The sequence below is a fragment of the Rhodococcus sp. NPDC127593 genome, from assembly GCF_042671975.1.
Classification (GTDB): Bacteria; Actinomycetota; Actinomycetes; order Mycobacteriales; family Mycobacteriaceae; genus Rhodococcus_F.
In genome coordinates this window covers 98,770-120,360 of the sequence record NZ_JBHXWI010000031.1, presented here as the reverse complement: position 1 = coordinate 120,360, position 21,591 = coordinate 98,770, and the positions used below count along the sequence as shown (strand labels likewise).

At 66.0% G+C, this 21,591-nt stretch carries 20 protein-coding genes and 1 pseudogene; 12 read left to right on the top strand and 9 right to left on the bottom strand.

Translation table 11 applies throughout. The features are described from left to right. Window positions 1–532: 532 nt before the first annotated feature. Window positions 533–886: an SDR family NAD(P)-dependent oxidoreductase gene (locus tag ACFVJ3_RS27585; RefSeq protein ID WP_378455081.1), complete on the top strand. Its 354-nt coding sequence runs from the start codon at window positions 533–535 to the stop codon at window positions 884–886. Then, window positions 849–1,241 carry an SDR family oxidoreductase gene (locus ACFVJ3_RS27580; RefSeq protein WP_378455080.1) on the top strand — a complete coding sequence of 131 codons (393 nt, stop codon included), beginning with the start codon at window positions 849–851 and terminating at the stop codon, window positions 1,239–1,241. Before ACFVJ3_RS27585 ends, ACFVJ3_RS27580 begins: the two co-directional genes overlap by 38 nt. Here the strand turns inward: ACFVJ3_RS27580 and ACFVJ3_RS27575 are convergent. The 5 genes from ACFVJ3_RS27575 to ACFVJ3_RS27555 all read right to left on the bottom strand — a co-directional run bounded on the left by ACFVJ3_RS27575 (window position 1,230) and on the right by ACFVJ3_RS27555 (window position 7,323). Then, window positions 1,230–2,513, bottom strand: a complete 1,284-nt coding sequence (locus ACFVJ3_RS27575) for a nitrate/nitrite transporter (RefSeq protein ID WP_378455079.1) — start codon at window positions 2,511–2,513, stop codon at window positions 1,230–1,232. The genes ACFVJ3_RS27580 and ACFVJ3_RS27575 overlap by 12 nt on opposite strands. Before the next feature lie 337 nt (window positions 2,514–2,850). Next, on the bottom strand, window positions 2,851–4,314 hold the full coding sequence (locus ACFVJ3_RS27570; RefSeq protein WP_378455078.1) for an aldehyde dehydrogenase family protein: 1,464 nt from the start codon (window positions 4,312–4,314) through the stop codon (window positions 2,851–2,853). Between the two features lie 185 nt (window positions 4,315–4,499). Then, window positions 4,500–5,603, bottom strand: a complete 1,104-nt coding sequence (locus ACFVJ3_RS27565) for an NADH:flavin oxidoreductase/NADH oxidase (protein WP_378455077.1) — start codon at window positions 5,601–5,603, stop codon at window positions 4,500–4,502. A gap of 32 nt (window positions 5,604–5,635) precedes the next feature. Next, window positions 5,636–6,037, bottom strand: a complete 402-nt coding sequence (locus tag ACFVJ3_RS27560) for a cupin domain-containing protein (protein ID WP_378455076.1) — start codon at window positions 6,035–6,037, stop codon at window positions 5,636–5,638. A gap of 38 nt (window positions 6,038–6,075) precedes the next feature. Further along, complete coding sequence (locus ACFVJ3_RS27555; RefSeq protein ID WP_378455075.1) at window positions 6,076–7,323, bottom strand: acyl-CoA dehydrogenase family protein; 1,248 nt, start codon at window positions 7,321–7,323, stop codon at window positions 6,076–6,078. A 217-nt stretch (window positions 7,324–7,540) separates the two neighbouring features. Here ACFVJ3_RS27555 and ACFVJ3_RS27550 point away from each other — a divergent pair, with 217 nt between their 5' ends. The 3 genes from ACFVJ3_RS27550 to ACFVJ3_RS27540 all read left to right on the top strand — a co-directional run bounded on the left by ACFVJ3_RS27550 (window position 7,541) and on the right by ACFVJ3_RS27540 (window position 9,892). Continuing rightward, complete coding sequence (locus tag ACFVJ3_RS27550; RefSeq protein WP_378455074.1) at window positions 7,541–7,882, top strand: DUF485 domain-containing protein; 342 nt, start codon at window positions 7,541–7,543, stop codon at window positions 7,880–7,882. Beyond that, complete coding sequence (locus ACFVJ3_RS27545; RefSeq protein WP_378455073.1) at window positions 7,875–9,461, top strand: cation acetate symporter; 1,587 nt, start codon at window positions 7,875–7,877, stop codon at window positions 9,459–9,461. Before ACFVJ3_RS27550 ends, ACFVJ3_RS27545 begins: the two co-directional genes overlap by 8 nt. A 113-nt stretch (window positions 9,462–9,574) precedes the next feature. Further along, on the top strand, window positions 9,575–9,892 hold the full coding sequence (locus ACFVJ3_RS27540) for an EthD family reductase (RefSeq protein ID WP_378455072.1): 318 nt from the start codon (window positions 9,575–9,577) through the stop codon (window positions 9,890–9,892). A 16-nt stretch (window positions 9,893–9,908) separates the two neighbouring features. On the opposite strand, the gene ACFVJ3_RS27535 is transcribed toward ACFVJ3_RS27540, so the two are convergent. Then, on the bottom strand, window positions 9,909–10,772 hold the full coding sequence (locus ACFVJ3_RS27535) for an acyl-CoA thioesterase (RefSeq protein WP_378455071.1): 864 nt from the start codon (window positions 10,770–10,772) through the stop codon (window positions 9,909–9,911). A 188-nt stretch (window positions 10,773–10,960) separates the two neighbouring features. On the opposite strand from ACFVJ3_RS27535, the gene ACFVJ3_RS27530 reads away from it, so the two are divergent. The 6 genes and pseudogenes from ACFVJ3_RS27530 (at window position 10,961) to ACFVJ3_RS27505 (ending at window position 16,743) form a co-directional block, all read left to right on the top strand. Further along, window positions 10,961–12,742, top strand: coding sequence for an acetyl/propionyl/methylcrotonyl-CoA carboxylase subunit alpha (locus ACFVJ3_RS27530; RefSeq protein ID WP_378455070.1), 1,782 nt, complete (start codon window positions 10,961–10,963; stop codon window positions 12,740–12,742). 1 nt (window position 12,743) lies between these two features. Continuing rightward, the gene (locus ACFVJ3_RS27525) at window positions 12,744–13,493 is read left to right on the top strand and encodes an SDR family NAD(P)-dependent oxidoreductase (RefSeq protein ID WP_378455069.1); all 750 of its coding nucleotides are present in this window, start codon (window positions 12,744–12,746) and stop codon (window positions 13,491–13,493) included. A 55-nt stretch (window positions 13,494–13,548) separates the two neighbouring features. Then, window positions 13,549–15,114 (top strand): acyl-CoA carboxylase subunit beta, encoded by a 1,566-nt coding sequence (locus ACFVJ3_RS27520; RefSeq protein WP_378455068.1) that lies wholly within the window; start codon window positions 13,549–13,551, stop codon window positions 15,112–15,114. Next, window positions 15,111–15,869 carry an SDR family NAD(P)-dependent oxidoreductase gene (locus ACFVJ3_RS27515; RefSeq protein ID WP_378455067.1) on the top strand — a complete coding sequence of 253 codons (759 nt, stop codon included), beginning with the start codon at window positions 15,111–15,113 and terminating at the stop codon, window positions 15,867–15,869. The genes ACFVJ3_RS27520 and ACFVJ3_RS27515 overlap by 4 nt, the downstream gene beginning before the upstream one ends. A 261-nt stretch (window positions 15,870–16,130) precedes the next feature. Next, complete coding sequence (locus ACFVJ3_RS27510) at window positions 16,131–16,466, top strand: WhiB family transcriptional regulator (RefSeq protein WP_378455066.1); 336 nt, start codon at window positions 16,131–16,133, stop codon at window positions 16,464–16,466. Between the two features lie 38 nt (window positions 16,467–16,504). Continuing rightward, window positions 16,505–16,743, top strand: a pseudogene (locus ACFVJ3_RS27505) (DUF4193 family protein). Between the two features lie 482 nt (window positions 16,744–17,225). On the opposite strand, the gene ACFVJ3_RS27500 reads toward ACFVJ3_RS27505, so the two are convergent. The 3 genes from ACFVJ3_RS27500 to ACFVJ3_RS27490 form a co-directional block, all read right to left on the bottom strand. Beyond that, on the bottom strand, window positions 17,226–18,068 hold the full coding sequence (locus ACFVJ3_RS27500) for a mycofactocin-coupled SDR family oxidoreductase (protein WP_378455065.1): 843 nt from the start codon (window positions 18,066–18,068) through the stop codon (window positions 17,226–17,228). A gap of 405 nt (window positions 18,069–18,473) precedes the next feature. Continuing rightward, window positions 18,474–19,085 carry a TetR/AcrR family transcriptional regulator gene (locus ACFVJ3_RS27495; RefSeq protein WP_378455064.1) on the bottom strand — a complete coding sequence of 204 codons (612 nt, stop codon included), beginning with the start codon at window positions 19,083–19,085 and terminating at the stop codon, window positions 18,474–18,476. Between the two features lie 108 nt (window positions 19,086–19,193). Then, window positions 19,194–20,720 carry a class I adenylate-forming enzyme family protein gene (locus ACFVJ3_RS27490; RefSeq protein ID WP_378455063.1) on the bottom strand — a complete coding sequence of 509 codons (1,527 nt, stop codon included), beginning with the start codon at window positions 20,718–20,720 and terminating at the stop codon, window positions 19,194–19,196. A 543-nt stretch (window positions 20,721–21,263) separates the two neighbouring features. On the opposite strand from ACFVJ3_RS27490, the gene ACFVJ3_RS27485 reads away from it, so the two are divergent. Further along, window positions 21,264–21,569 (top strand): WhiB family transcriptional regulator, encoded by a 306-nt coding sequence (locus ACFVJ3_RS27485; RefSeq protein WP_378455062.1) that lies wholly within the window; start codon window positions 21,264–21,266, stop codon window positions 21,567–21,569. Window positions 21,570–21,591: the final 22 nt, after the last annotated feature.

Here is a 21,591-nt window from a genome sequence, read left to right as displayed (position 1 = left end):
CATCACCTTGTCGATGCTCGCTCTCGCCTGGCTCGCCGGGACGAAAACCGAAGCGGTAAAGGGGGAATCGGAACCGATGATCAGGGCATGATCGGGTACACGGTACCCGAGATCCGCCGCCTACTCGTGTATCTGATCCTGCGACACGCCCACCCCGACGAGCACGTCTGGTCCTGGTCGAACTGGCGACGGCGCCGACAACACCAGGCCCGCATCTGTCATTACCGAACACGCGGCCACCTGCCATAAGTGCCGTTGCAGTACTAGAACCGCGGCACCATTCGACAACAACCCCGGCCTCGCCCGAGCGAGGCCGGTGTTGTCCATGCGGGGCTACGGGGGCACCTCCGTCGCCCCGCACCTGCGGCGCATCACGTCCATGACGGGTGCGACGCACGACATGTCCACCAGCCCGCTCCTGCCGCCCTTCGGCCGCGATCAAGGCCGATCGCACGGTCGGCGGTCCGCGCGCATTCGAAAGTTATTGCCATGCAGCCCAGCCGATTCGATGACGGACTAGCGTCGACCGATTGTGATCGAAACGGCCAGTGGGACGGGCGCGCGTCTTGCCGATCGGACGGCGGTGATCACCGGCGGCGCGTCGGGCATTGGCCGGGCGAGCGCTCTACGGTGCTCCGCCGAGGGCGCCGAGGTCGTCGTGTGGGACCGCATCACCGGAGCCAACCTCGAGGGCATGTTCCTGGTGACCCGCGCGTTGCGGCCGTCGATGATCCCTGCCGGAGGCGGGGCAATTGTCAACACCGCCTCGGTCGCCGCATTCATCGCCTGTGGTGGGTGGCACCGCGTATACCAGCTCGAAGCACGGTGTCGTCGGGTTCACCCGGCAGATGTCGTTCCACTACGCACACCAGAATGTGCGGGCTGAACGCGATCGCACCCGCGCCGTGGAAATTGTTATGCCCAAGTATGTTCTGTACAACGAGGATCTTCCGGTCCTCGAGGCGCTGCGCAGTGCACCGGCCGGCCGGCACGCGCAGCCCGAGGAGTTGACGAACGTCGCGCTGTTCCTCGTCACCGACGAGGCGAGCTTCGTGCACGGCGCGGTCTACGTCGCGGACGGCGGCTGGACCATCCGGATCCGGGTTCGCGCGCCGATTTTGTGTGAACCGCCCGGAACCGGAGAGCGTTTGGACGCCGACCCGCAAGGGCGTAGAGGCTGGAATAGCAGGCCTCGCGGGTCGGCGATCAGGGGGTGGAAGGAGTGCGACTCACAATCGTGAGCGGCGGGCGCACTCCACGCTCAGCAGACCGAGGACTCCGATGGTGATCATGGCGTAGGTCGCGCTGCCGGTGGCGTCGATGATCAATCCGAGCATCGGCGCGGCGAGGACTGCTCCGACGTTGCTGACGGTGACGATGAGTCCGCTTGTCTGGTAATTGGCCTGGGGCTGAGACAGTTCCGCCGACCACGCCCAGTAGGTGCCGCCGTACAACGAGGCTGCCAGGAACATCATGCACAGGTAGATTCCGAGAGTGCTCGCGGGAATCCCGGGCAGGGCGACCACCATGATGCCGGCCAGACCGGCGCCGATCATGTTCGTCTGGAATCGCTCGCCGCGGAAGAGCCGGTCCGACATCAGCCCGCCGATGGGGGCGGCGACGAGTTTGAACATGAAGGTGACGCCGATGATCGCCGAGGCCTCGAGCAGCGTCATGCCGCGGTCTTGTTCGAGGAACAAGGGCAGGGCGTAGGAGAGCCCGTAGAGGGTGATCGCCGTGCCCGCACCGTACAGCGAGGACCACCACACACGGGAGCTGCGCAGCGCCTCGGCGAGTGATCCCGGTTTGGGGAGCGCGTCGAAACGGGTCGAGTGCGGGCGCCGGAGTCCGACGGGGTCGGCGACCAAGGCGTCCATCGAGGGCACACCGGGGTGGGACTTGTGGAAGTCCTTGACGGTCAGCACGAACAACACCCCGCAGGCGATGCTCGGGAAAACGGTCAGCCACATCGAGGCGATCTCCCACGACATGCCGCTGTCGGTCATCAACGGTCCGGCGAACGAGGTGATGGAGAAGCCTACGCCGAGGAACCCCATCAGCAGGCCGGTCGCGAAACCGCGCCGATTCTTGGGAAACCATAAGGATGCGTGGGTGGCCAGGGACGCATTCATCACGCCGCCGCAGCAGCCCAGGAGCAGACGTAGCACGAGCATGCCGGCGTAGGACTCACCGACGACCGGAATCAACAGCCCCGAAACGACATTGCAGAGCAGGCCGATGACGACGATCTTCTTCACCCCGATACGGGCGGCCCACTTGCCGGCGAAAACCGGAACCACGCAGAACGTGAGCATCGACGCAGTGGTGAGCAAGGACAGTTGGGTGGCGTTGATCCCCCAGTCGTCCTGGATGACCGTGCCGAACACGGCGACGGTGTTCAGACCGATGAAGCAGCACATGAAACACAGCAGGCTGACGAGCAGGACCCACCAACTGTAGAGGGGCGCAAGTGTGTAGGTCACACGCGCGCCGGTGAGCGTCGATGTTGCCATGACGTGGCTCCTGGTATCTGGATTCTCCGCCGACAAGGCAGGAGGCGCCGTCGGGATGGGTGGGGTGGACTGAAGTGCACACGGCACGTGGTGGATTCGACCGTGAATCGCACTCGGAACGGCTGGCATGCGGTGGCTTGGGATGGAACCGACAACCTTCAAACGAACGTACGTATGTTAGAGCTGCCTCGGTTGTCGTGTCAACGATCACAACGAGGCTTGCGTACCGGACCGGCCCACGGCGTTCGGGCGGTGGGAACGAACCGGATTCGGCCACAGAACGTGCAAACGCCCGGCTGATGCACCAGCCGGGCGTTTGCGGGGGCTTCGAACGGCGTCAGGCGAGCGAGACGGTGACCGCCTTGCTCTGCAGGTAGCCGTCGAGGGCTTCGCCGCCCATTTCCTTGCCCCAGCCGGACTGCTTGAATCCGCCGAACGGCAGCGCGGCGTCGAAGACGTTGTAGCAGTTGACCCAGACCGCACCGGCGTTGACCGCCTCGGCGAAGCGGTGGGCGCGACCGACGTTGCTCGTCCACACTCCGGCCGCCAGACCGTAGGTGGTGTCATTCGCGCGGCGCAGTACCTCGGCTTCGTCGTCGAACGACATAAGCGAAACCACCGGGCCGAAGATCTCTTCACGGGCGATGGTCATGTCGTCGTCGACCCCGCCGAGCACGGTCGGCTCGAGGTAGTAACCGGGCTCGCGGGTCTGGGCACCACCGGCGATGATCTCGGCTCCGTCACTGAGTGCGCCCTCGACGAAGGTCTTGACCTTGGAACGGTGCTGGTCGGAGATCATCGGGCCGACCAGGACACCGCGCTCGGCGCTGGGGCCGATCTTGATCTCCGGCACCTTGGCGGCGATACGGGTCTGAACCTCGTCGTAGACGTTGCGCTGCACATACAGCCGCGACCCGGCCGTGCAGGCCTCACCCTGGGCATAGAGGACGGCACCGAGCACTCCGTCGACGGCGATGTCGAGGTCGGCGTCGTCGTAGATGACATTGGGGGATTTGCCGCCGAGTTCGAGAGTCAGCTTGCTCAGATTCGATGCCGCTGCGACGACGATCCTCTTGCCAGTCTCGACCGAGCCGGTGAACGCGACCTTGTCGACCTGCGGGTGGCCGGCCAATGGAGCTCCGGCGTCCGCGCCCGTTCCAGTGATCACGTTGACCACTCCGTCGGGCACACCGGCTTCGACGGCCAACTCCGCCAGGCGCAGCGGGGCCAGGGAGGCGAGTTCGGCCGGTTTGAGCACCACGGTGCATCCGGCGGCCAGCGCCGGGGCCAGCTTCCAGACCGCAGCGAGTGCAGCGCCGTTCCAGGGGATGATCTGGGCAACGACGCCGACCGGCTGCCGCCGGGTGTAGGAGAAGAAATCTCCGGGGTTCTGCCGCGACAGCGGGATCGTGCGTCCCTCGAGCTTGGTGGTCCACCCCGCCATGTAGCGCAGCAGGTCGGCCATGTTCGGCAGGTCGATGTCGCGGATGAACGCGAAAGGCTTTCCGCAGTCCTGCGTGTCGATGAGGGCGATCTCGTCCGCGTTGGCCTCGACGAGGTCCGCGAAGCGGTGCAGGATCCGGGCGCGGGCCTCGGCCGGCATCCGCCGCCATGGGCCGTTGTCGAATGCACGGCGTGCGGCCTGCACCGCCAGTTCGACATCGCGCGGGCCGCCTGCGGCGATCTCGGCGAGCTTTTCTCCGGTCGACGGGTTGAAGACGTCGACAGTGCCGCCTTCGACCGGATCCACCCACTTTCCGTCGATCAACAGTTGATGACGGCTCGGGCTGGTCTCGGACATCTTTTCTCCTTCAGGTAGAGCTGCTCGGCGAACACACGAACGCTGGCGGCGATGATGCGGCCGTGGATGCCGCCCGGCGGGCGAGGAAGTCTCTGGACCCGGCACGCTTACCACATACGAACGATTGTTTTCTTACGGTACCGGGTGGGCACCCATCCATGTCAACGATCGCGCCCACCAGAAGATCAGGGGATGTTGCCGCGGTAGCGGGCCGACCGGTACGGAGTCGGCCAGTCGAGCGTGTCCTCGACGCCGAGTTCCTTTGCCGCCTTGAGCGGCCACATAGGCTCGCGCAGCAGGTTCCGTCCGACGAAAACAGCGTCGGCGGCTCCGTCGACGAGGACTTGCTCGGCCTGGGAGGAATCGGTGATCAGCCCGACGGCCGCGACCGGCAGGGATGTTTCGTTGCGAATCCGGCGGGCGAACGGCACTTGGTATCCGGGTCCGACGGTGATCCTCTGCTCCGGGGTCAGGCCGCCGCTGGAGACGTCGACGAGGTCGATGCCGGAACCCTCGAGCGAGCGGATGAGTGCGACGCTGTCGTCGACGTCCCAGCCGCCCTCGGTCCAGTCGGTGGCGGAGATCCGCAGCAACAGCGGCAGCTCCTCCGGCCAGACCGTGCGGACCGCGGTCACGATCTCCCGCAGCAGACGGGCGCGGCGGTCGGGGTCGCCGCCGTATTCGTCGGTGCGCCGGTTGGTGATCGGGGACAGGAACTGGTGGAGCAGGTAGCCGTGTGCGGCGTGGATCTCGACCACCCGGAATCCTGCGGCCAAGGCACGGGCAGCGGCGTCTGCGAAGTCGGTGACCACCTTCCCGATGTCGGCCAGGGTCATTTCGCGCGGCACGGTCTGGTCCCCCCAAGCCGTCGCCGACGGGCCGACCGTCTCCCATCCGCCTTCCCTGATCGGGACGGTGCCGTCACCCTCCCACGGAACCTGTGCGGAGGCTTTGCGGCCGGCGTGGGCAAGTTGGATTCCGGGGATCGATCCGTGCTCGGTGACGAATCGGTTGATGCGGGAAAAGGCCTCGAGTTGCGTGTCGTTCCACAACCCGGTGCATTTGCGGCTGATCCGGCCTTCCGGGCTGACCCCGGTTGCCTCGGTGAGTACCAGTCCGGCTTGTCCCTTGGCGAACGAGCCGAGGTGCACCAGGTGCCAGTCGTCGGGTATGCCGTCGGCGGCGGAGAACTGGCACATCGGCGCCACCCAGAGGCGGTTCCGGAAGGTCACACCGCGCAGGGTCAGCGGTGAGAACAGCCGTGTGCGATGAATGGTGGGTTGAGGCAACGCGAAACTCCTCGGGTCTGGATTGGTGGCGGTTATTCGAGCGTGGAGCCGGCGTTCGGGCCCTCGAGGAACCTGTTGGGGGTCAAGAAGAAGCACAGCACCAGGGCACCGTTCGGCGCGGAGGCCCGGTGCTGGTTACCCTGCGGTCGCCAGGAGAAGTTCCCGACGGTGGTCTCGCCTTCCTCGTCGACGATGCTGCCTTCGAGCACCCAGGTCTGTTCGATCCGGACGTGCTCGTGCAGCGGCAGGACGGAGCCGGGCTGCCACCGGAACAGGGCGGTGAGCAAGCCGCTCTCCTCGTCCTTGAGCAGCACCTTGATCTCGATGCCCTCGTACCCGGAGGGTCGCCAGGGCAGGGCGTCGACGTCGACGTAGCGCGAGGCCAGGGGCGGCAGCGCGTTCAGCTCGTCGGCGAAGGGGGTGATTGTGGGCATGGCGGTGTGCCTTTCTGGTTGTGGTGTGGGTGCGCCGGTCAGAACGACCGCGGCAGCCCCAGATGCTTCTCACCGATGTGGTTGCGGAGCATCTCGTTGGTCAGTGGGGCGAAGGTGTAGAGGCGGGCGTCCCGGAACAGCCGCTCCATGGGGTACTCCTTGCTGAACCCGGATCCGCCCATCAGGCGCATGCCTGCGTCGGTGACGGCGACTGCCGCATCGGAGGCGGCGACCTTGGCCATGGCGCTGAGGATGTCTGCGCGTTTGCCGGTGGCGGTGGCCTCGGCGGCCTGGAGCATCAGGGCGCGGGCCGCCTCGATCGCGATGGCGCCGTCGACGAGGCGGTGCTGGCCGGCCTGGAAGCTGCCGACCGGGCGCCCGAATACCTGCCGCTGTTGGCCGTAGTCGACGGCGGCTTCCAGAGCGCCGCGGGCGATCCCGAGTGCGGCGGCGGCAGCGTTGAGTCGTTCCCCGTTGAGGGTGCCCAGCACCTGCCGGAACCCCTGGTCGACGTGCCCCAGGACGGCGGCGGCATCCACCTCGACGTTGTCGAAGGTGATCTCGCAGGTGTCGAGGCTGTGGATGGCGAAGGTGTCGAGTTCTTTCACGGTGATGCCCGCGGTCTCGGTGGGGACCACGAACATGCTGATGCCGTCGATCGGAGAGGACTCGGGCGTCGAGGTTCGGGCCAGGACGATGAGGTTTCTCGCGTGCTGCGGACCGGAGATCCAGGTTTTGGCGCCGTTGAGGATCCACCGGCCGTCGTCGGTCTGCTTCGCCCGGGTGCGCATGACGCGGGCGACGTCGGTGCCGCCGTCGGGTTCGGTCAGCGCGAAGGCCACTCGCTCGCGGCCGTCGAGGAGGGGGGCCAGGACGGTGCTGCGTTGCTGGTCGGTGCCGTACTCAGTGAACAGGCCGACGCCCATGTACTGCACGACCAGGCACACCGCCATCGAGGTTGGGCCGGCGGCGAGCTCTTCGAGGACGATGATCTGAAGTCGAGGGTCGGCGCCGGTCGTGCCGTCGGCCTGGGCATCGAGTCCGATCAGCCCGGCATCTCCGAGGGCACGGTACAGCTCGAGGTCGAAGGCGTTGGCGTCGTCGAGCTCCCTGACCCGCTGCGGAGGTGCATACCGTTCGATGATCTCACGCACCATCTCGCGCAGATCCGCTTGCTCTGTGGTGTCCGGCAGGGTGCCGCTTCCGATCATGAGACTCCTCCGGCTCGGGGTGACGGCACCCTCGGGGCGCAAGGTGCGGCCGCCACCGTGCTGTGACCTGGTCACTCACTCACAATACAAACGAGCGCACGTTTTTCCAAGACATCGAAAGGTTCATTTTCCTGCCTAGACAAACAAACACCCGTTCGTATAACGTGTGTGATGCCCATTACAGAGGGCGTGCGGGCCGTTCGATCCCACACGCGACCCGGCCCCGCCCTCACTCGTCGTGAACTCGCGGTATACGCGCGAAAGACGGCACCGACCACGAGAAAGGGTGACCATGCCTCCCACCGAGACCGCTGTCGACTGGAGTCGGCTCTGGTCGGATCCGTCGATGCTCCGCCTACGACGTGACCGCCGCAGTTTCTTCACCGTTGCCTGGAGCGTTTTCACGGTGGCATTCTGCGCGCTCGTCGGCTTCGCCGCCTTCGCCCCGGAGATCATCGCGAAACGTCCCGTACCGGGGCTGAGCATCGGGTTGATCCTGTCCCTCACCTACGTCGCGACCGTGATGAGCCTCGGCGCCTGGTATGTGAGGCGCGCACGCCACTGGGATGTACTGGCCGCGGCCGTGCTGAGCGTGCCCGCCACCCGGGAGCGAGAGGTCGCGGGCAATGTCTGACGGATTCAACACCACCGCCGTCGTCGTCACGATCCTGCTGCTGGGCACGACCTTCGTGGCGACCTACTTCGCCTCGCGCCGCACGAAGACGTCGGCGGAGTTCTGGACGGCCGGCGGCGGTATGACCGGACGCAAGAACGGCACCGCCATCGCCGGCGACTTCCTGTCCTCGGCCTCCCTGCTGGGTTATGCCGGGCTGGCCTACCTCTACGGCATGGACGGCATCGTCTACGCGATCTTCGCGTGCGGGATCTTCCTGATGGTGATGTTCCTGATCGCCGAAAAGCTGCGTAATCTAGGGCGTTTCACGTTCGCCGACGCGCTCGCCACCCGACTGCGGTCCGGTCCGGTCCGCATCGTCTCGGCGATCTCGACGCTGTTCATCTGCGTTTTCTACCTCCTCGCCCAGATGGTTGCCGGCGGCGTGCTGATGGAGGCACTGGCCGGGATCGACTTTTCCTGGGGCGTGGTGATCGCCGCGGTCCTGATGCTGACCTATGTGCTCTTCGGCGGCATGCTCGCCACGACGTGGCTGCAGATCATCAAGGCCGTCGCCCTGATGAGCGTCGTCGCACTGCTGGTGATCCTGGTTCTCATTCGGATCGATCCCAACCCGCTCAACATCATCGAGCAGGCGATCTCCCAGAGTAAATTCGGCGACCACTACCTGGCCACCGGCAACTCCTTCAAGGGACCCTGGAACATCATGTCCATGGCAGTGGCCGTGACGTTGTCCGCGGTCGGCCTGCCGCACGTGCTGATGCGATTCTTCACCGTCCCCGACGCCATCGAGGCCCGCAAGTCCGCGATCTGGGCGATCAGCCTGATCGGCGGATTCAACGTCCTCATCGCGTTCCTCGGCATCTCCGCACGCGCCGCCCTCGGCGCCGGCGGGGAGGAAATCGCCGGCAAGGGCGGCAATCTCGCCCTACCCGCCTTGACCGTCTGGCTCGGCGGTGGAGACGGCTTCGCGTCCGACCTGCTGCTGGCGCTGGTGGTCGCGGTCTCGATCGCCACGCTGCTGGCGGTGTCGGCCGGCCTGGTGCTCAGCGCGTCGAGCACGATCGCCCACGACCTGTGGGCCAAGACGTTCCACCGTCCCGAAACCGAGGAAATGACGGTCGGCCGGATCGCGGCAGTGGCGTTGGTGATCGTCACCGTCGGTGTCACCCTCACCATCGGCGGCACCCAGAACGTGACCTTCCTGGCCACGCTGGCGACGTCGACCGCGGCCAGCGCGAACTTCCCCGTCCTGATCATGACGCTGCTCTGGCGGCGGATGCGTACCCTCGGGGCCGTAGTCGGGGCGCTGTCGGGTCTGCTGACGGCTCTGGCGCTGATTTTGACCGGTCCGCTGGTGTGGCCGAGTCTGGCTCCGCTGCTGTCGGATTCGTTGTCGACCACCGCTCCGTTCCCGCTGGCCTTCCCGATCCTGCTGTCGGTGCCCGCAGGATTCCTCGGATGCATCGTGGGCAGCTACCTCAGTCGCGAGCCGGCAAATGACGCTGCCTTCGACGAACTTCAAGTGCGTGCCCTGACCGGGGCAGGTCTGGACACGACGAAGACCCTCTCACACTGATCCCCTCACGGCGGCGTTCGACCGGAAGCTGTCATCTCCGGTCGAGCGCCGCTGTGCATTCCCGACTGGTCGCCGAATTTCTACCGGCGGCCGACCGACAGAAGGAGAAATGTATGTCCGTCAAGATCGTTGCGCTGATCACGTCGAAATCCGAGCTTTCTCGCGACGAATTCCTCCGGTACTGGAACGTCGAGCACCCCCAGTACGTCTGGAAGCTCCCGGAACTCGAGCGCTACGTGCAGAACCCGGCGATCGAGCATCGCACGGAGTGGGCGTACGACGGGATGGCGGAGCTGTGGTTTCCGTCGGTCGCTGCGGTGGCCCAGGCGTTCTCCTCGCCGGAGGCGGATGCGGTGCGCGAGCACGAGGAAGAGTTCATCGGGGACATCACCTGGTTCCTCGCATCCGAGTCGGAGATCGTGCCGGTCTGACGGACGTTCGTCGAGGTCAGGGTTCGCGCAGGATGCCTTCCTGGGAGGCCGTTGCGATGCGCGCACCCGCCTCGGTGGTGAAGTCGCATGTGCACAGGCATCGGCCGCCGGTGGCGATCGGGCTGATCTGTCGACACAGCATCCAGTCGTTCATCGAGAACCGGCGGTGAAACCACATCGCGTGGTCGATGCTGGCACCGGCGATTACCCGGTTGCCGTACCAGGAGCGCCCGTGCGGCATCAGCGCGGGATCGAGCAGCGTCAGGTCGCTGACATACGCCAGCAGCGCGGTGTGCAACAGCGGCTCGTCCGGGACACTGGTGGCCGCGCGCACCCAGAACCGCTGCTCGGGAATCCGGGTTCCGGCCGCGGCAAGCGCTTCTGGGTGCTCGAGAAAGCGGAAGTCGAAGGGGTGTGGTTGCGACCACCACTCCGGCAGCATCGCACTCTCGCCCTCGAGCCGCTCGTGCAGCGGCAACAGTTCGTCCGGTGCCGTCTCGGTCAGCGGCGGGGACCATTCGTGCTCGGGGCCGCTCTGATCGGTGGCGAACGAAAGCTGCAGGGTCGCCAGCACGTCGTCGCCCTGGGTGGCGGTTACGGCTCGGGCGCTGTAGGAGCGGCCGTCGCGCAGGATCGTCACCTCGTAGGTGACGGGCGCCGCCGGGTTCCCTCCCCGCAGGAACAGCGTATGCAGCGAATGCGGATACCGATCGGCGGGTACGGTCGCACCGGCCGCCATCACGGCCTGGGCGAGAACCTGTCCGCCGAAGAGCCGGGGAAGTTTGCGCGCCGCGGTCGGTCCGTGGAACCGGTTGTCCCCGGCGTGTGTCAATCGCAGAGCGTCGACCAGCAACTCGAGTTGTTCGGCAGAAGCAATCACCGTCCGCGCCCTCTCTGTCGTCGACCCCGCCCCACGGGCAAGGCGGGAACCATCGTTGACCATTACCACATCGGACGGTACCTTAAGCGAACGTACGATTGTTTGTCTAAGTGGCATGGTCTTACGAAGGCGACCCCACACCGGGGCGCTCATCGGCACAGGTATTCGAAACCCCAAGGAGTCCGGGCATGTTGTCCAAGGTCCTCGTCGCCAACCGCGGCGAAATCGCGGTCCGCATCATTCGCACGTGTGCAGAGGCCGGTGTAGCCAGCGTCGCCGTGTACTCGGAGGCCGACGAAAAGGCGCTCCACGTGCGCCTTGCCGACGAAGCGGTCCTGCTCGGCGCGGCCTCGGCCTCCGAGTCGTACCTGGCGATAGACAAGATCATCGAGGCCGCCGGGAGCACCGGCGCACAGGCCGTGCACCCCGGCTACGGCTTCCTGGCGGAAAACGCCGCGTTCGCCAAGGCCGTCGAGGACGCCGGGTTGATCTTCATCGGGCCCCCTTCCTCGGCGATCGAAGTAATGGGATCGAAGATCGCCGCCCGCGAGATCGCCGCGGAGGCCGACGTCCCGCAGGTCCCCGGCTCGCAGAGCACCATCGCCTCCCCTGCGGACGTGATCGCGTTCGGTGACGAGTACGGCTACCCGGTGGCGATCAAGGCCACCTACGGCGGTGGCGGCCGCGGCATGCGGACAGTCGCCTCGGCCGCGGACGCCGAATCCGCGTTCGCCTCCGCCAAACAGGAATCCGCCGCCGCGTTCGGTCGTGACGACGTTTACCTCGAGCGATACCTGTCCAGCGCCCGCCACGTCGAGGTCCAGGTCTTCGCCGACACCCACGGCAATGCGGTATGGATCGGCGACCGCGACTGCTCGGTCCAGCGCCGACACCAGAAGCTGATCGAGGAAGCGCCCGCCCCCGGCCTGTCCGACGACCTGCGCCGCGCGATGGGCGAGGCGTCGGTCCGCCTGGCCAAGAAGGTCGGATATGTCGGTGCCGGCACCGTCGAGTTCCTTGTCGAGGCCGACCAGGACCGCTACTACTTCCTGGAGATGAACACCCGCATCCAGGTCGAGCACCCGGTCACCGAGATGACCCTCGGCCTCGATCTGGTCGCAGAGCAACTCGCTGTCGCTGCCGGCGAGCCGCTGTCGATCACCGAGTCCGGTGCCGCCCCGCGCGGGCACGCGATCGAGGTCCGCGTCAACGCCGAGGACACCCGCGGCGCCCTGTTCATGCCCAGCCCCGGCCCGATCGCCACCGTGCAGGCACCCACTCGCGCCGGAGTCCGGTGGGACGGCGGCTACGAATCCGGCGACGAGGTCCAGCCGTACTACGACAGCCTGGTCGGCAAGCTCATCGTGTGGGCACCCACCCGGGACCGGGCCCTGGACCGGTTGACCCTCGCCCTCGACGAGCTGATCATCGACGGCGTACCGACCACCGTCCCGGCCGCACGACAAATCATTGCGCACAAGGACTTCCGCAATGTCGCCATGCACACCAACTGGCTCGAGCGCGACATCGACTTCGCCTCGCTGCTGCCGCCGGTCGAGGACCTGTCCGACACCGATGCCGAGGAGATGCTGCCCCGCAACGAGGTGTGGGTCGGTGACCGCCGCTACGTCATCCCGTTCTTCACCCCCGCCGGTCCGGCCGCTGCCGCGCCCGTCGCCGAGCCGCAGGCGCGCCGCACCGCGACCGGCGGCCCACGGAAGAAACGGGGCGGCGGCGCCGCGGCGAGCGGTGAGGCCAAGAGCCCGATGCAGGGCACGGTCGCGCAGATCGACGTCGAGGTCGGCGCCCAGGTCGAGGCGGGCCAGGTGCTGATGGTGCTGGAGGCGATGAAGATGCAGAACCCGATCCGCGCCGCCGTTACCGGTGTCGTCGAGTCCTTGCACGTCGAGGTCGGGCAGGTCGTCGCGGCCGGAGCATCCCTGGCCACCGTTGTGGCGGCAGGTGAGTGAGATGACCACACCCGCAGGGCCGCCGGTCGCGGTCGTCACCGGCGCCGGAGGCGGACTCGGAGCCGTCACCGCCACGGTGCTCGGCGAACTCGGCCTGGCGGTGGCCTGCGTCGACATCGACAAAGTTGCGGCCAAGCGCACCGCCACCGAACTCGGCAACAACGGGGTCACCAGCGCCGCCTACGGCGTGGACATCACCTCCGAATCGGCGGCCAGCTCGCTAGTCGACGCGGTGCACGCCGACCTCGGCCAGGTTTCCCATCTGGTCAACATAGCCGGCATCCTGCGCCGCACCCATCTCGCCGACACCACCGCCGACTCCTGGCGGCAGGTCATGGATGTCAACGTCACCGCCCCGTTCCTGCTCACCCAGGCCTTCGCGGACGATCTGAAGGCCGCCGAGTACGGGCGAGTGATCAACTGCGCCTCCTTCGCCGGCACCCGCGGCTACGAGTATCCCGCCTACGCCGCCTCCAAGGCCGCACTGATCAACCTGACCAGCTCCCTGATGTTCGACTTCTGGGGCACCGCGGTCACCGTGAACGCCGTCGCCCCCGGCGCGATGGTCACACCCATGCTCGACCGCCCCGCGGCAGAGCGGATGGCGGCCAAGACCCCGACCGGGCGCATCCTCGACCCCGACGACGTCGCCGCGGTCATCGGATTCCTCGCCGGCTGCACCTCACGCGGGGTCAACGGCACCACCACCGTGATCGACGGCGGCGCCTCCCTGCTGTTCAGTTACAAGTAGCGTCCCACACCGCTACAACCGAAAACCACTACCTCCCAAAAAGTTTGGAACGATCATGACTGACATTCTCGACGAGAAGACCACCGCAGCCCCGGTGGGACCGCACGAAGAACTCGACATCCGCCTCGCCGCCGCCCGGCTCGGCGGCTCGGAGAAGCAGCGCCAGAAGCAGATCGACGCAGGCAAGATGCTCGTGCGCGACCGGCTCGAGCTGCTCTTCGACAGCAGCTGGTCCTTCGAGGACGGCCTACTCGCCCGCTACGACGAGGGCCTGCCCGGCGACGCCGTCGTCACCGCGGTCGGCAAGGTCGACGGCCGCGACATCGTCGTCATCGCCAACGACTACACCGTCAAGGCCGGCACCTGGGGCAAGCGCACCTTCGAGAAGATCGTTCGCGCCCAGGAACTCGCCGACTCCACCGGCACCCCGATCGTGTACCTCTTCGACTCCGCCGGCGCCCGCATCGACGAGCAGTTCGAGAGCTTCGTCGGTCGCCGCGCCTGGGGCAACATCTTCTACAACCAGGTCCAGATCTCCGGCCGCGTCCCCCAGGTCTGCGCCCTCTTCGGCCCCTCCCCTGCCGGCTCCGCCTACGTGCCCGCGCTGTGCGATCTGACGATCATGGTCCGCGGTCACGCCACCGCTTACCTCGGTTCGCCGCGCCTGGCGCAGATGGTGACCGGTGAGGATGTCACCCTCGAGGAAATGGGTGGGGCGGAGATGCACTCGACCGTCTCCGGTCTGTCCGACGTCCTCGTCGAAGACGACGCGGAAGCCATTGCCGCCGTGCGAGTGTGGCTGTCGTTCCTGCCGTCGAACTGGCAGCAGGAGCCCCCGGTCACCGCACCGGCGGACCCGTCCGGTGCCCGGACCATCAAGGAGATCGTCCCCGAGGTCGAGTCCGAGATCTTCGACATCCACGAGCTGATCGACTCCCTCGTCGACGACAACAGCTTCTTCCCCTACAAGGACCTCTTCGCCCAGGAACTGGTCACCGGGTTCGCGCGCCTGAACGGACAGAGCGTCGGCATCGTCGCCAACCAGCCCACCGTCAAGGGCGGGGTGATCTTCCCCGACTCCTCCGACAAGGCCGCCCGGTTCATCTGGATCTGCAACGCCTACAACATCCCGATCCTGTTCCTCGTCGACATCGCCGGCTACATGATCGGCTCCGAGGTCGAACGTCAGGGCATCATCCGGCACGGCGCGAAGATGATCTTCGCCGTCTCCGAGGCCCGCGTTCCCCGCATCACGGTGCTGCTGCGCAAGGCGTACGGCGGCGGATACCTCGCGATGTCCGGTGCCCCGATGCAGCCGGACGCCCTGATCGCGCTGCCGACCGCCAAGCCAGCCCTGATGGGCCCCGACGCCGCCGTCAACGGCATCCACTACAACCGCATCCAGGCCATCGAGGATCCCGAGGAGCGCGCGGCGTTCATCGCCGAAAAGCAGGCCGAGTACGCCGCCGGCATCGACGTGTTCAAGATCGCCAACGAGAACGCCGTCGAAGCGGTCGTGCCCGCGAACGAGCTGCGCAACGAACTCACCCAGCGCCTGGCGCTCTACCGCAAGCGGGACCGCACCGCACCCGCCCGCCGCAACGGCGTCACCCCGGTATGAGCAGGCCGGTGCTCGCACCGCGAGGGGAAGGCCTCGTCGGAGTCGTCACCGGTGCGGGCACCGGGATCGGCCGCGCCTGCCTCGAGGTGCTGGCCGACCACGGCGCCCGCGTCGACGCGTGGGACCGTAGCGACGACGCGTTGGCAGATCTTGCCGGGCGTGAGGATGTCTCTGCCCGTACCGTCGATGTCACCGATGCGGCGGAGGTCGCATCCGCAGCATCGGCGGCGTTGAAGCAGTGGGGCCGCATTGATTTCGTGGTCAACTGCGCAGGCGCTTTTTTGGTCGGCCCGCTAGCCGACGTCAGTGCCGAGTCGGTGCGGGCGCTGTTCGAGGTGAACGTGCTCGGGACGACGGTGGTCACGCAGGCGTTGCTCCCGGCGCTCAAGAGCAGCCGGGGGTCCATCGTGAACGTGGCCAGCTCGGTTGCCCTCAAGCCGACCGCCAGTAACGCGCACTACGCGGCGTCGAAGGCGGCGGTCGCGCACCTGACCCGGTGCTGGGCCCTCGAGTTGGGACCTGAGGGGGTTCGGGTCAACTCCGTCGCTCCCGGACCGACGCCGACCGCGATCTACCGGACCGCCGGAATGAGCGCGGAACAAGAGTCGACGCTACTCCGCGAGCGGGCTGAGGCGATTCCACTGCACAGGGTCGGCGATCCCGTCGACACCGCCCGGTGGATCGCACGGTTCGCACTCGAGGACGACTGGACGACCGGCGTCGTTCTTCCGGTGGATGGTGGAATGGCGCTCTGACGCCGCGAGTCCTCACCATTCGCCTTCAGCACGAAATCCCGGGCCCTCACGACGAGGGCCCGGGATCCGGTGCCTCCCGTTCCCACCGATGGATGCAGTCCGACGAGAGCTTCGCTGTGATCCACCGCCACCCATGCCCACATCGAATTTCCGTGCACGAACGTCGGCGACCGACCCAGGCCCGCCAGCCGCACCCTTGCGTGCCCCACTCCGGCCGGCGGAGCATGTCAACGTTCGACTCCGAAAGCGACCTATCCCGCAGTGCCTGAGCATCCGCACCACCAGATCAACCTGGGCTGGCAGCATCGCGCCTCCTGCCGCGGCATCGACACCGAGAGGTTCTTCTCCCCCGACGGTGAACGCGGCCGCGGCCGCGCCCAGCGGGAGCACGCCGCCAAACAGATCTGCCAGGACTGCCGCGTGCTCGCCGAATGCCGCGCCCACGCCCTCACCACCACCGAGGCTTACGGCATCTGGGGTGGCATGTCCGAAAACGAGCGCGCCCGCCACACCCGCCGTTCGCGCCTCGCGACCCGATCCCGGGAGTGTATCGCGCCACCGGACCCTCGAACCGGGTCCGAACAGGTCATGAGGTAGAACAGTCATGGGCCACCCACTACGACGCACCGAGAGTCATCGAATCCGGCGAGTCGACGGACACGTCGCGCGAACAGCTGGCGGCCAGTAGAGAAGAAGCCCAGTCACCTGTCATGGACGTCGGGGACACCGACACCGCAGAGCCCTTCGAGCTGCCCGGCGCGGACCTGTCCAGTGAAGAATTTGCCGTCTGCGGATTCCGAAACTGTATGACGAATTCATCTGCACCAGTTGCATTCTGGTCCATCACCGCAGCCGTCTTACCGATGGCGACTAGCTGAGCTACCGGGACTGCGCACTTTGTGTGCATCAGACCCTCCGCGTGCCGGGCATCGATCGTCAAGCGGGCCACCAGGGGTGTACAGCGAGGCGAGAAAGATACGGGTCCGTCAGCCAGTGCGTCGAGAATCAGGTCGTAGTTCTCATCGGTAAGAAATCCAACTTCCTCTTGTCGGCGGCGGCAGCGTTACTGATGGCACCATCATGCGGTGGGCGAACCGACTTCAGCGCACAGGACAGGACCGCGCCCGCAGTTCGCGGCCCTTCGAGGACTGGCGTGAACGAAGTACTGCCCGCACCCCCGGAGTGTCGCCGAGGTGCGAACAGTACCTATGAGCCGCCTTCACGGAGCAGAGGCGAAGAGGCACGCGGAGGAACGCCCACTGCCCCTTCACCCCCGACGGAAACGTTTCGGGTGAAGGGGCAGCGGATGGTCTCGCGGTCAGGCTTACACCGCCTCGCCACGAAACCCGACGGTTTCTAGCCGCCGACCTTCTGACTTGCGCCGGCATCGATGGGCAGGTTGATTCCGGTGATGTAGCGCGATTCGTCCGAGGCCAGGAAGAGCACGGCGTTGGTGATGTCGATGGGCTCGACCCATGGGATGTTCGGGAGCGAGTGCATGGTGGCGAACGCGTCGCGGGAATCCTCGAGCGTCGGGTGCGCGAGGTCGGGGCGGAAGAGCCCGTAAAAGGTCTCGTTCTGCAGGAGCTTGGTGTTGACGTTCGTCGGATGGACTGCGTTGACACGGATTCCCTTCGGGCCCAGTTCATTCGCCAGCGTGTGCATCAGTCCGACGATGCCATGCTTGGCGGTGACGTAGTGACCGACGTTCGGGTAACCGTTCAGGCTCGAGGTCGATCCGGTGAAAATCACCGAACCCCCGTCGCCCCGCTCGACCATGTTCGGCACCGCAGCCTTGACGGTGTGGAAGACACCGGTCAAGTTGGTGTCGATCATGTCGTTCCACTGCTCTTCGGTCAGGTCCAGGACCTTGTTTGCCGAGATTATGCCTGCGTTGGCACAGACGATGTCGATACGGCCGAACTCGGCGAGGCCGTCGGCGACCGCAGCCTCCATCTGCTTCAGGTTGCGCACGTCGGCCTGCGCGATAACCACGCGGCGGCCCAGCTCCTCGACCAGTCGCGCCGTTTCCTTCAGGTCGTCGAGCGACGCCATCGGGTACGGCACACTGCCGATCTGGTCGGCGATGTCGATGGCGATGATGTCAGCGCCCTCTTTGGCCAGCCCAAGTGCGTGCGACCGCCCCTGGCCACGTGCGGCCCCGGTGATCAGGGCGACCTTGCCCTCCAAACGGCTCATTGAGTTTCCCAATCTCTCGATGTACGTCCCTGCCGATGTCGGCGGAGTAGTGGACCAACAAACGTACGTGCGTTTGTTTAATTAGAGTGTGATCTGAGCGACAGCAAATGTCAACCATGTGCACCGGATGAGGAAGGGACCACTCGCAACACGCCGTCAGGGGACCATCGAAAACGCGGGAAGTATTCTTCACCAAGGCATTACCGTTGCATCCGACGATCCATCGGGACGCGTCGCGCAGCGCTACACCTCGAGCGCGCGGCAGGTAGTCATCGATTGGCGCAGCCGGCAACCACGCACCGCGCGCCAAGCCACGGTCTGGGGATTCTCGGGTTGGCGTCGCGAGAGTTGGCGGCCCGCGCTCCGGCAGTGCCGGGGCGCGGGCCGAACAGAGATATGGCTAGGTCAGCTGGCGTTCTCGACGCCGAGCTGCCGCAGTGCCATGGTGATGTAGGTGTTGACGACCTTGTCGAGGGACTTGGGGCCTCCGGGTTTGTACCAGGACGACACGTGCGCACCCTGCGCCAAAATCGAGTACGTCTGCAGTTTGGCATCGAGGATGTCGGCGCCGGTCTCCTTGGCCACGTCCTTGACGAGCTTCTGCAGCAGACGCTCGTACTCGGCGCGTTTGGCAAGGACCAAGTCCAAGTCCCCGTTGCCGAGGGACCGAAGTTCGGTGTTTCCGATGAATGTTTCCCGCGCATGCTCCGCGTGGTAGCGGATGTGGCAGTCGACCGCCGCCTTGAACCGGCCCACGGCACCGCCCTCAACACTGACGAGGGCCTCGTTCACGGCTTCGAGGAGTTCGTCCATGACCGACACCATGATGTCGGTCAGCAGCTCTTCCTTGCCGCTGATGTGGTTGTAGAGGCTGCCGACCTGGATGCCGACCTCACTCGCGACGGTGCGCAGTGATGTGGCCTCGTAGCCGTGCTCGTAGAACAGCCTGGCCGCGGCCTCGCGAATAGCGACGTTGGTGCGCGCGCCACCGCGTGTCACCCGAGTTGCTCGAGTCACTGTGCCCCTCCGAAGTAGATTGGACGGCTCCCAGGGGAGCCGGCGAGCGGTCTCGGGAACAATCGTACGTTAGTCGTTCCACATTTTCGTCGATTGCCGACCCGGCTGTTACCAGCCCATCGTCGCCCGGATGTTGGTTTTGACAATCTTGCCGCTGGGATTCATCGGCAGGGCGTTCGGGCCCACGAGCGCGATCATCTTCGGAACCTTGTATCCGGCCAAGTGCTTGCGCAGGAACGTTGCGATCTCCGTCTCCGTGACGGTCTGACCCGGCCGAACGGCGATCACCGCTCTCACTTCCTCGTCCCACTCCTCACTCGGCACACCGAGCACGGCGGCTTCCATGACAGCTGGGTGCGTGTGGAGCAACTGCTCGATCTCCGAGCTGTACACGTTCTCGCCACCGGTCTTGATCATGTCCTTGGCCCGGTCGCGGAAGTACAGGTAGCCATTCTCGTCGCGGACAGCAAGGTCACCGGTGCGCAACCAGCCGCCCTCCAGGACCTCCTTGGTGGCCTCCGGGCGGCCGAAGTATCCGGTCATCAGATTGGGGCCACGAACGCAGATCTCTCCGATCTCCCCCACCGACGTGGGGGTGCCGTCGTAGAGGTCACGCAACTCGACCTCGGTGAGCAGGTACTCGGTGCCGATCGAGCCGTCGATCTCCGGCCGGAGCATGTCCTGCGGGAGCAATCGGGTGACCATCGGTCCGGCTTCGGTCAAGCCGTAGCGGAAGAACAGGTCGACGTCCGGGATCAGTGCCGACACAGCCAGCTTGTCCGGCATGCGAAGCAGCCCGGCACCGGTGTGGAGCGCCTTGAAGTTGTCGCGGAACCCATCGGTGTCGAACGTGCCCGACTTGAGCATGCGCCGGATCATGTTGGGCACGAGGAACATGTTGGTGATCGACTCGTGCGCGACAAGATCCGCGATCTCGTCTTCCACGAACTTGTGGACGAGAACCGAACTGTTCCCCGTCACGTAGTGGGGCAGGAACCAGCACAGCAGCGCGGCAGAGTGAAAGAGCGGGGTGACGACGAGGCCGCGATCGTTCGGGCGGCCACCGATGCGACAGTCGGCGATTTCATTGACGGCGTTGGTCAGGATCGCCGAATGCGAGAGCACAACGCCCTTGGAGAACCCGGTGGTGCCGCCGGTGAACAAAATGCAGGCAGCATCAGACGCTCCCACCGGAACACCCTTGATCGGTTCCGACCGCAGGAGGTGGTCGAACTCGTCGCCCTCGTGCACGACGGTGACCGGCCCTTTGAGGCCGTCACCGGCCAGGACCTCCGCGATGGCGGCGTCGAAACCATCACCAACGAGTACGACGCGTGCGCCGGTCTCGTTGATGCCGTGGGCCAGCTCTTCGGTTGCCCATCGCCAGTTGTACGGAACGAAGGCGGCACCGGCGGCAACGATGCCCAGAAAGGTTTCGATGCTGAAGGCAGAGTTGCCCGCCAGGACGCCGACGGTGTCACCGGGCTCGACACCCCGGGCCCGCAGACCGGCTGCGATCCGCCACGCCCGGTCCGCGAGTTCTCCATGCGTGAGCCGGCGCGTACCGTCGAAGATCGCTTCGCGTTGAGGCACCAGCCGCTCGTTACGCCGAATAGCGTCGACGAGAGTAAACATCGTTCTCCTTAGCCGTACAAGTATTGCTGTGGTCTCCAACACTACGTCAAACGTACGTACGTTCGCTAGTCCCAACTGCGGTTGACCTCTTCAGGTTCGACCAGAGTCGAATCGCCGCACCGCGAGGAGATCGCGCACTACTGGTCAGAACGCGGTTATTGCGGTAACGACGAGCAATGAGATCTGTTGCATGCGAACCGACTACCCGACGGATGCAGAAATTGTGATGAATCAGCTGAGACATGGGTACTCCAGATCCGCGACCTGCTCGCTACGGAACCCGGAACAGACGGGCAACGGCCCGTGCCGGTTCGGCGACGCGGTACACCTCGACGACCCCGTGAGCGCGTCGATCCACCGCCACACTGCTGGACATCCCACCCAGTGGCGCAGTCGAGTGGTCGTCCGGTATATCTTTGAAACGGGCCGTCCGGTTTGTTAACCGGACGGCCCGTAACCGATACCGACGCTCACACGAAGAATATCGATATCTGTTTCCCGACACGTGGAGTTGTTCCACGAGCCGGGAACGGAAGGACCGCAGTGCTGTTGGCAGAAACGTCCGGAATACCGGCCCCCGTGGCCGCTCCCCGTCCCGAGGACTGGCGCGAGTCGGCAGCGTGTCGCGGAGTCGCATCATCGGTGTTCTTCTCCCCCGACGGCGAACGCGGTCACGCCCGCGCCCGTCGCGAAGCGAACGCCCAGCAGATCTGCCAGGACTGCCCCGTGCTCGCCCGGTGCCGCGACCACGCCCTGGCAGAGGACGAACCGTACGGAATCTGGGGTGGGATGACCGAAGCCGACCGCCGGCGGCACGCCCGCCGACTCCGTTCCGGCGGGCGCCGTTGACAGGTTCGTCCCTCCTCGCGGA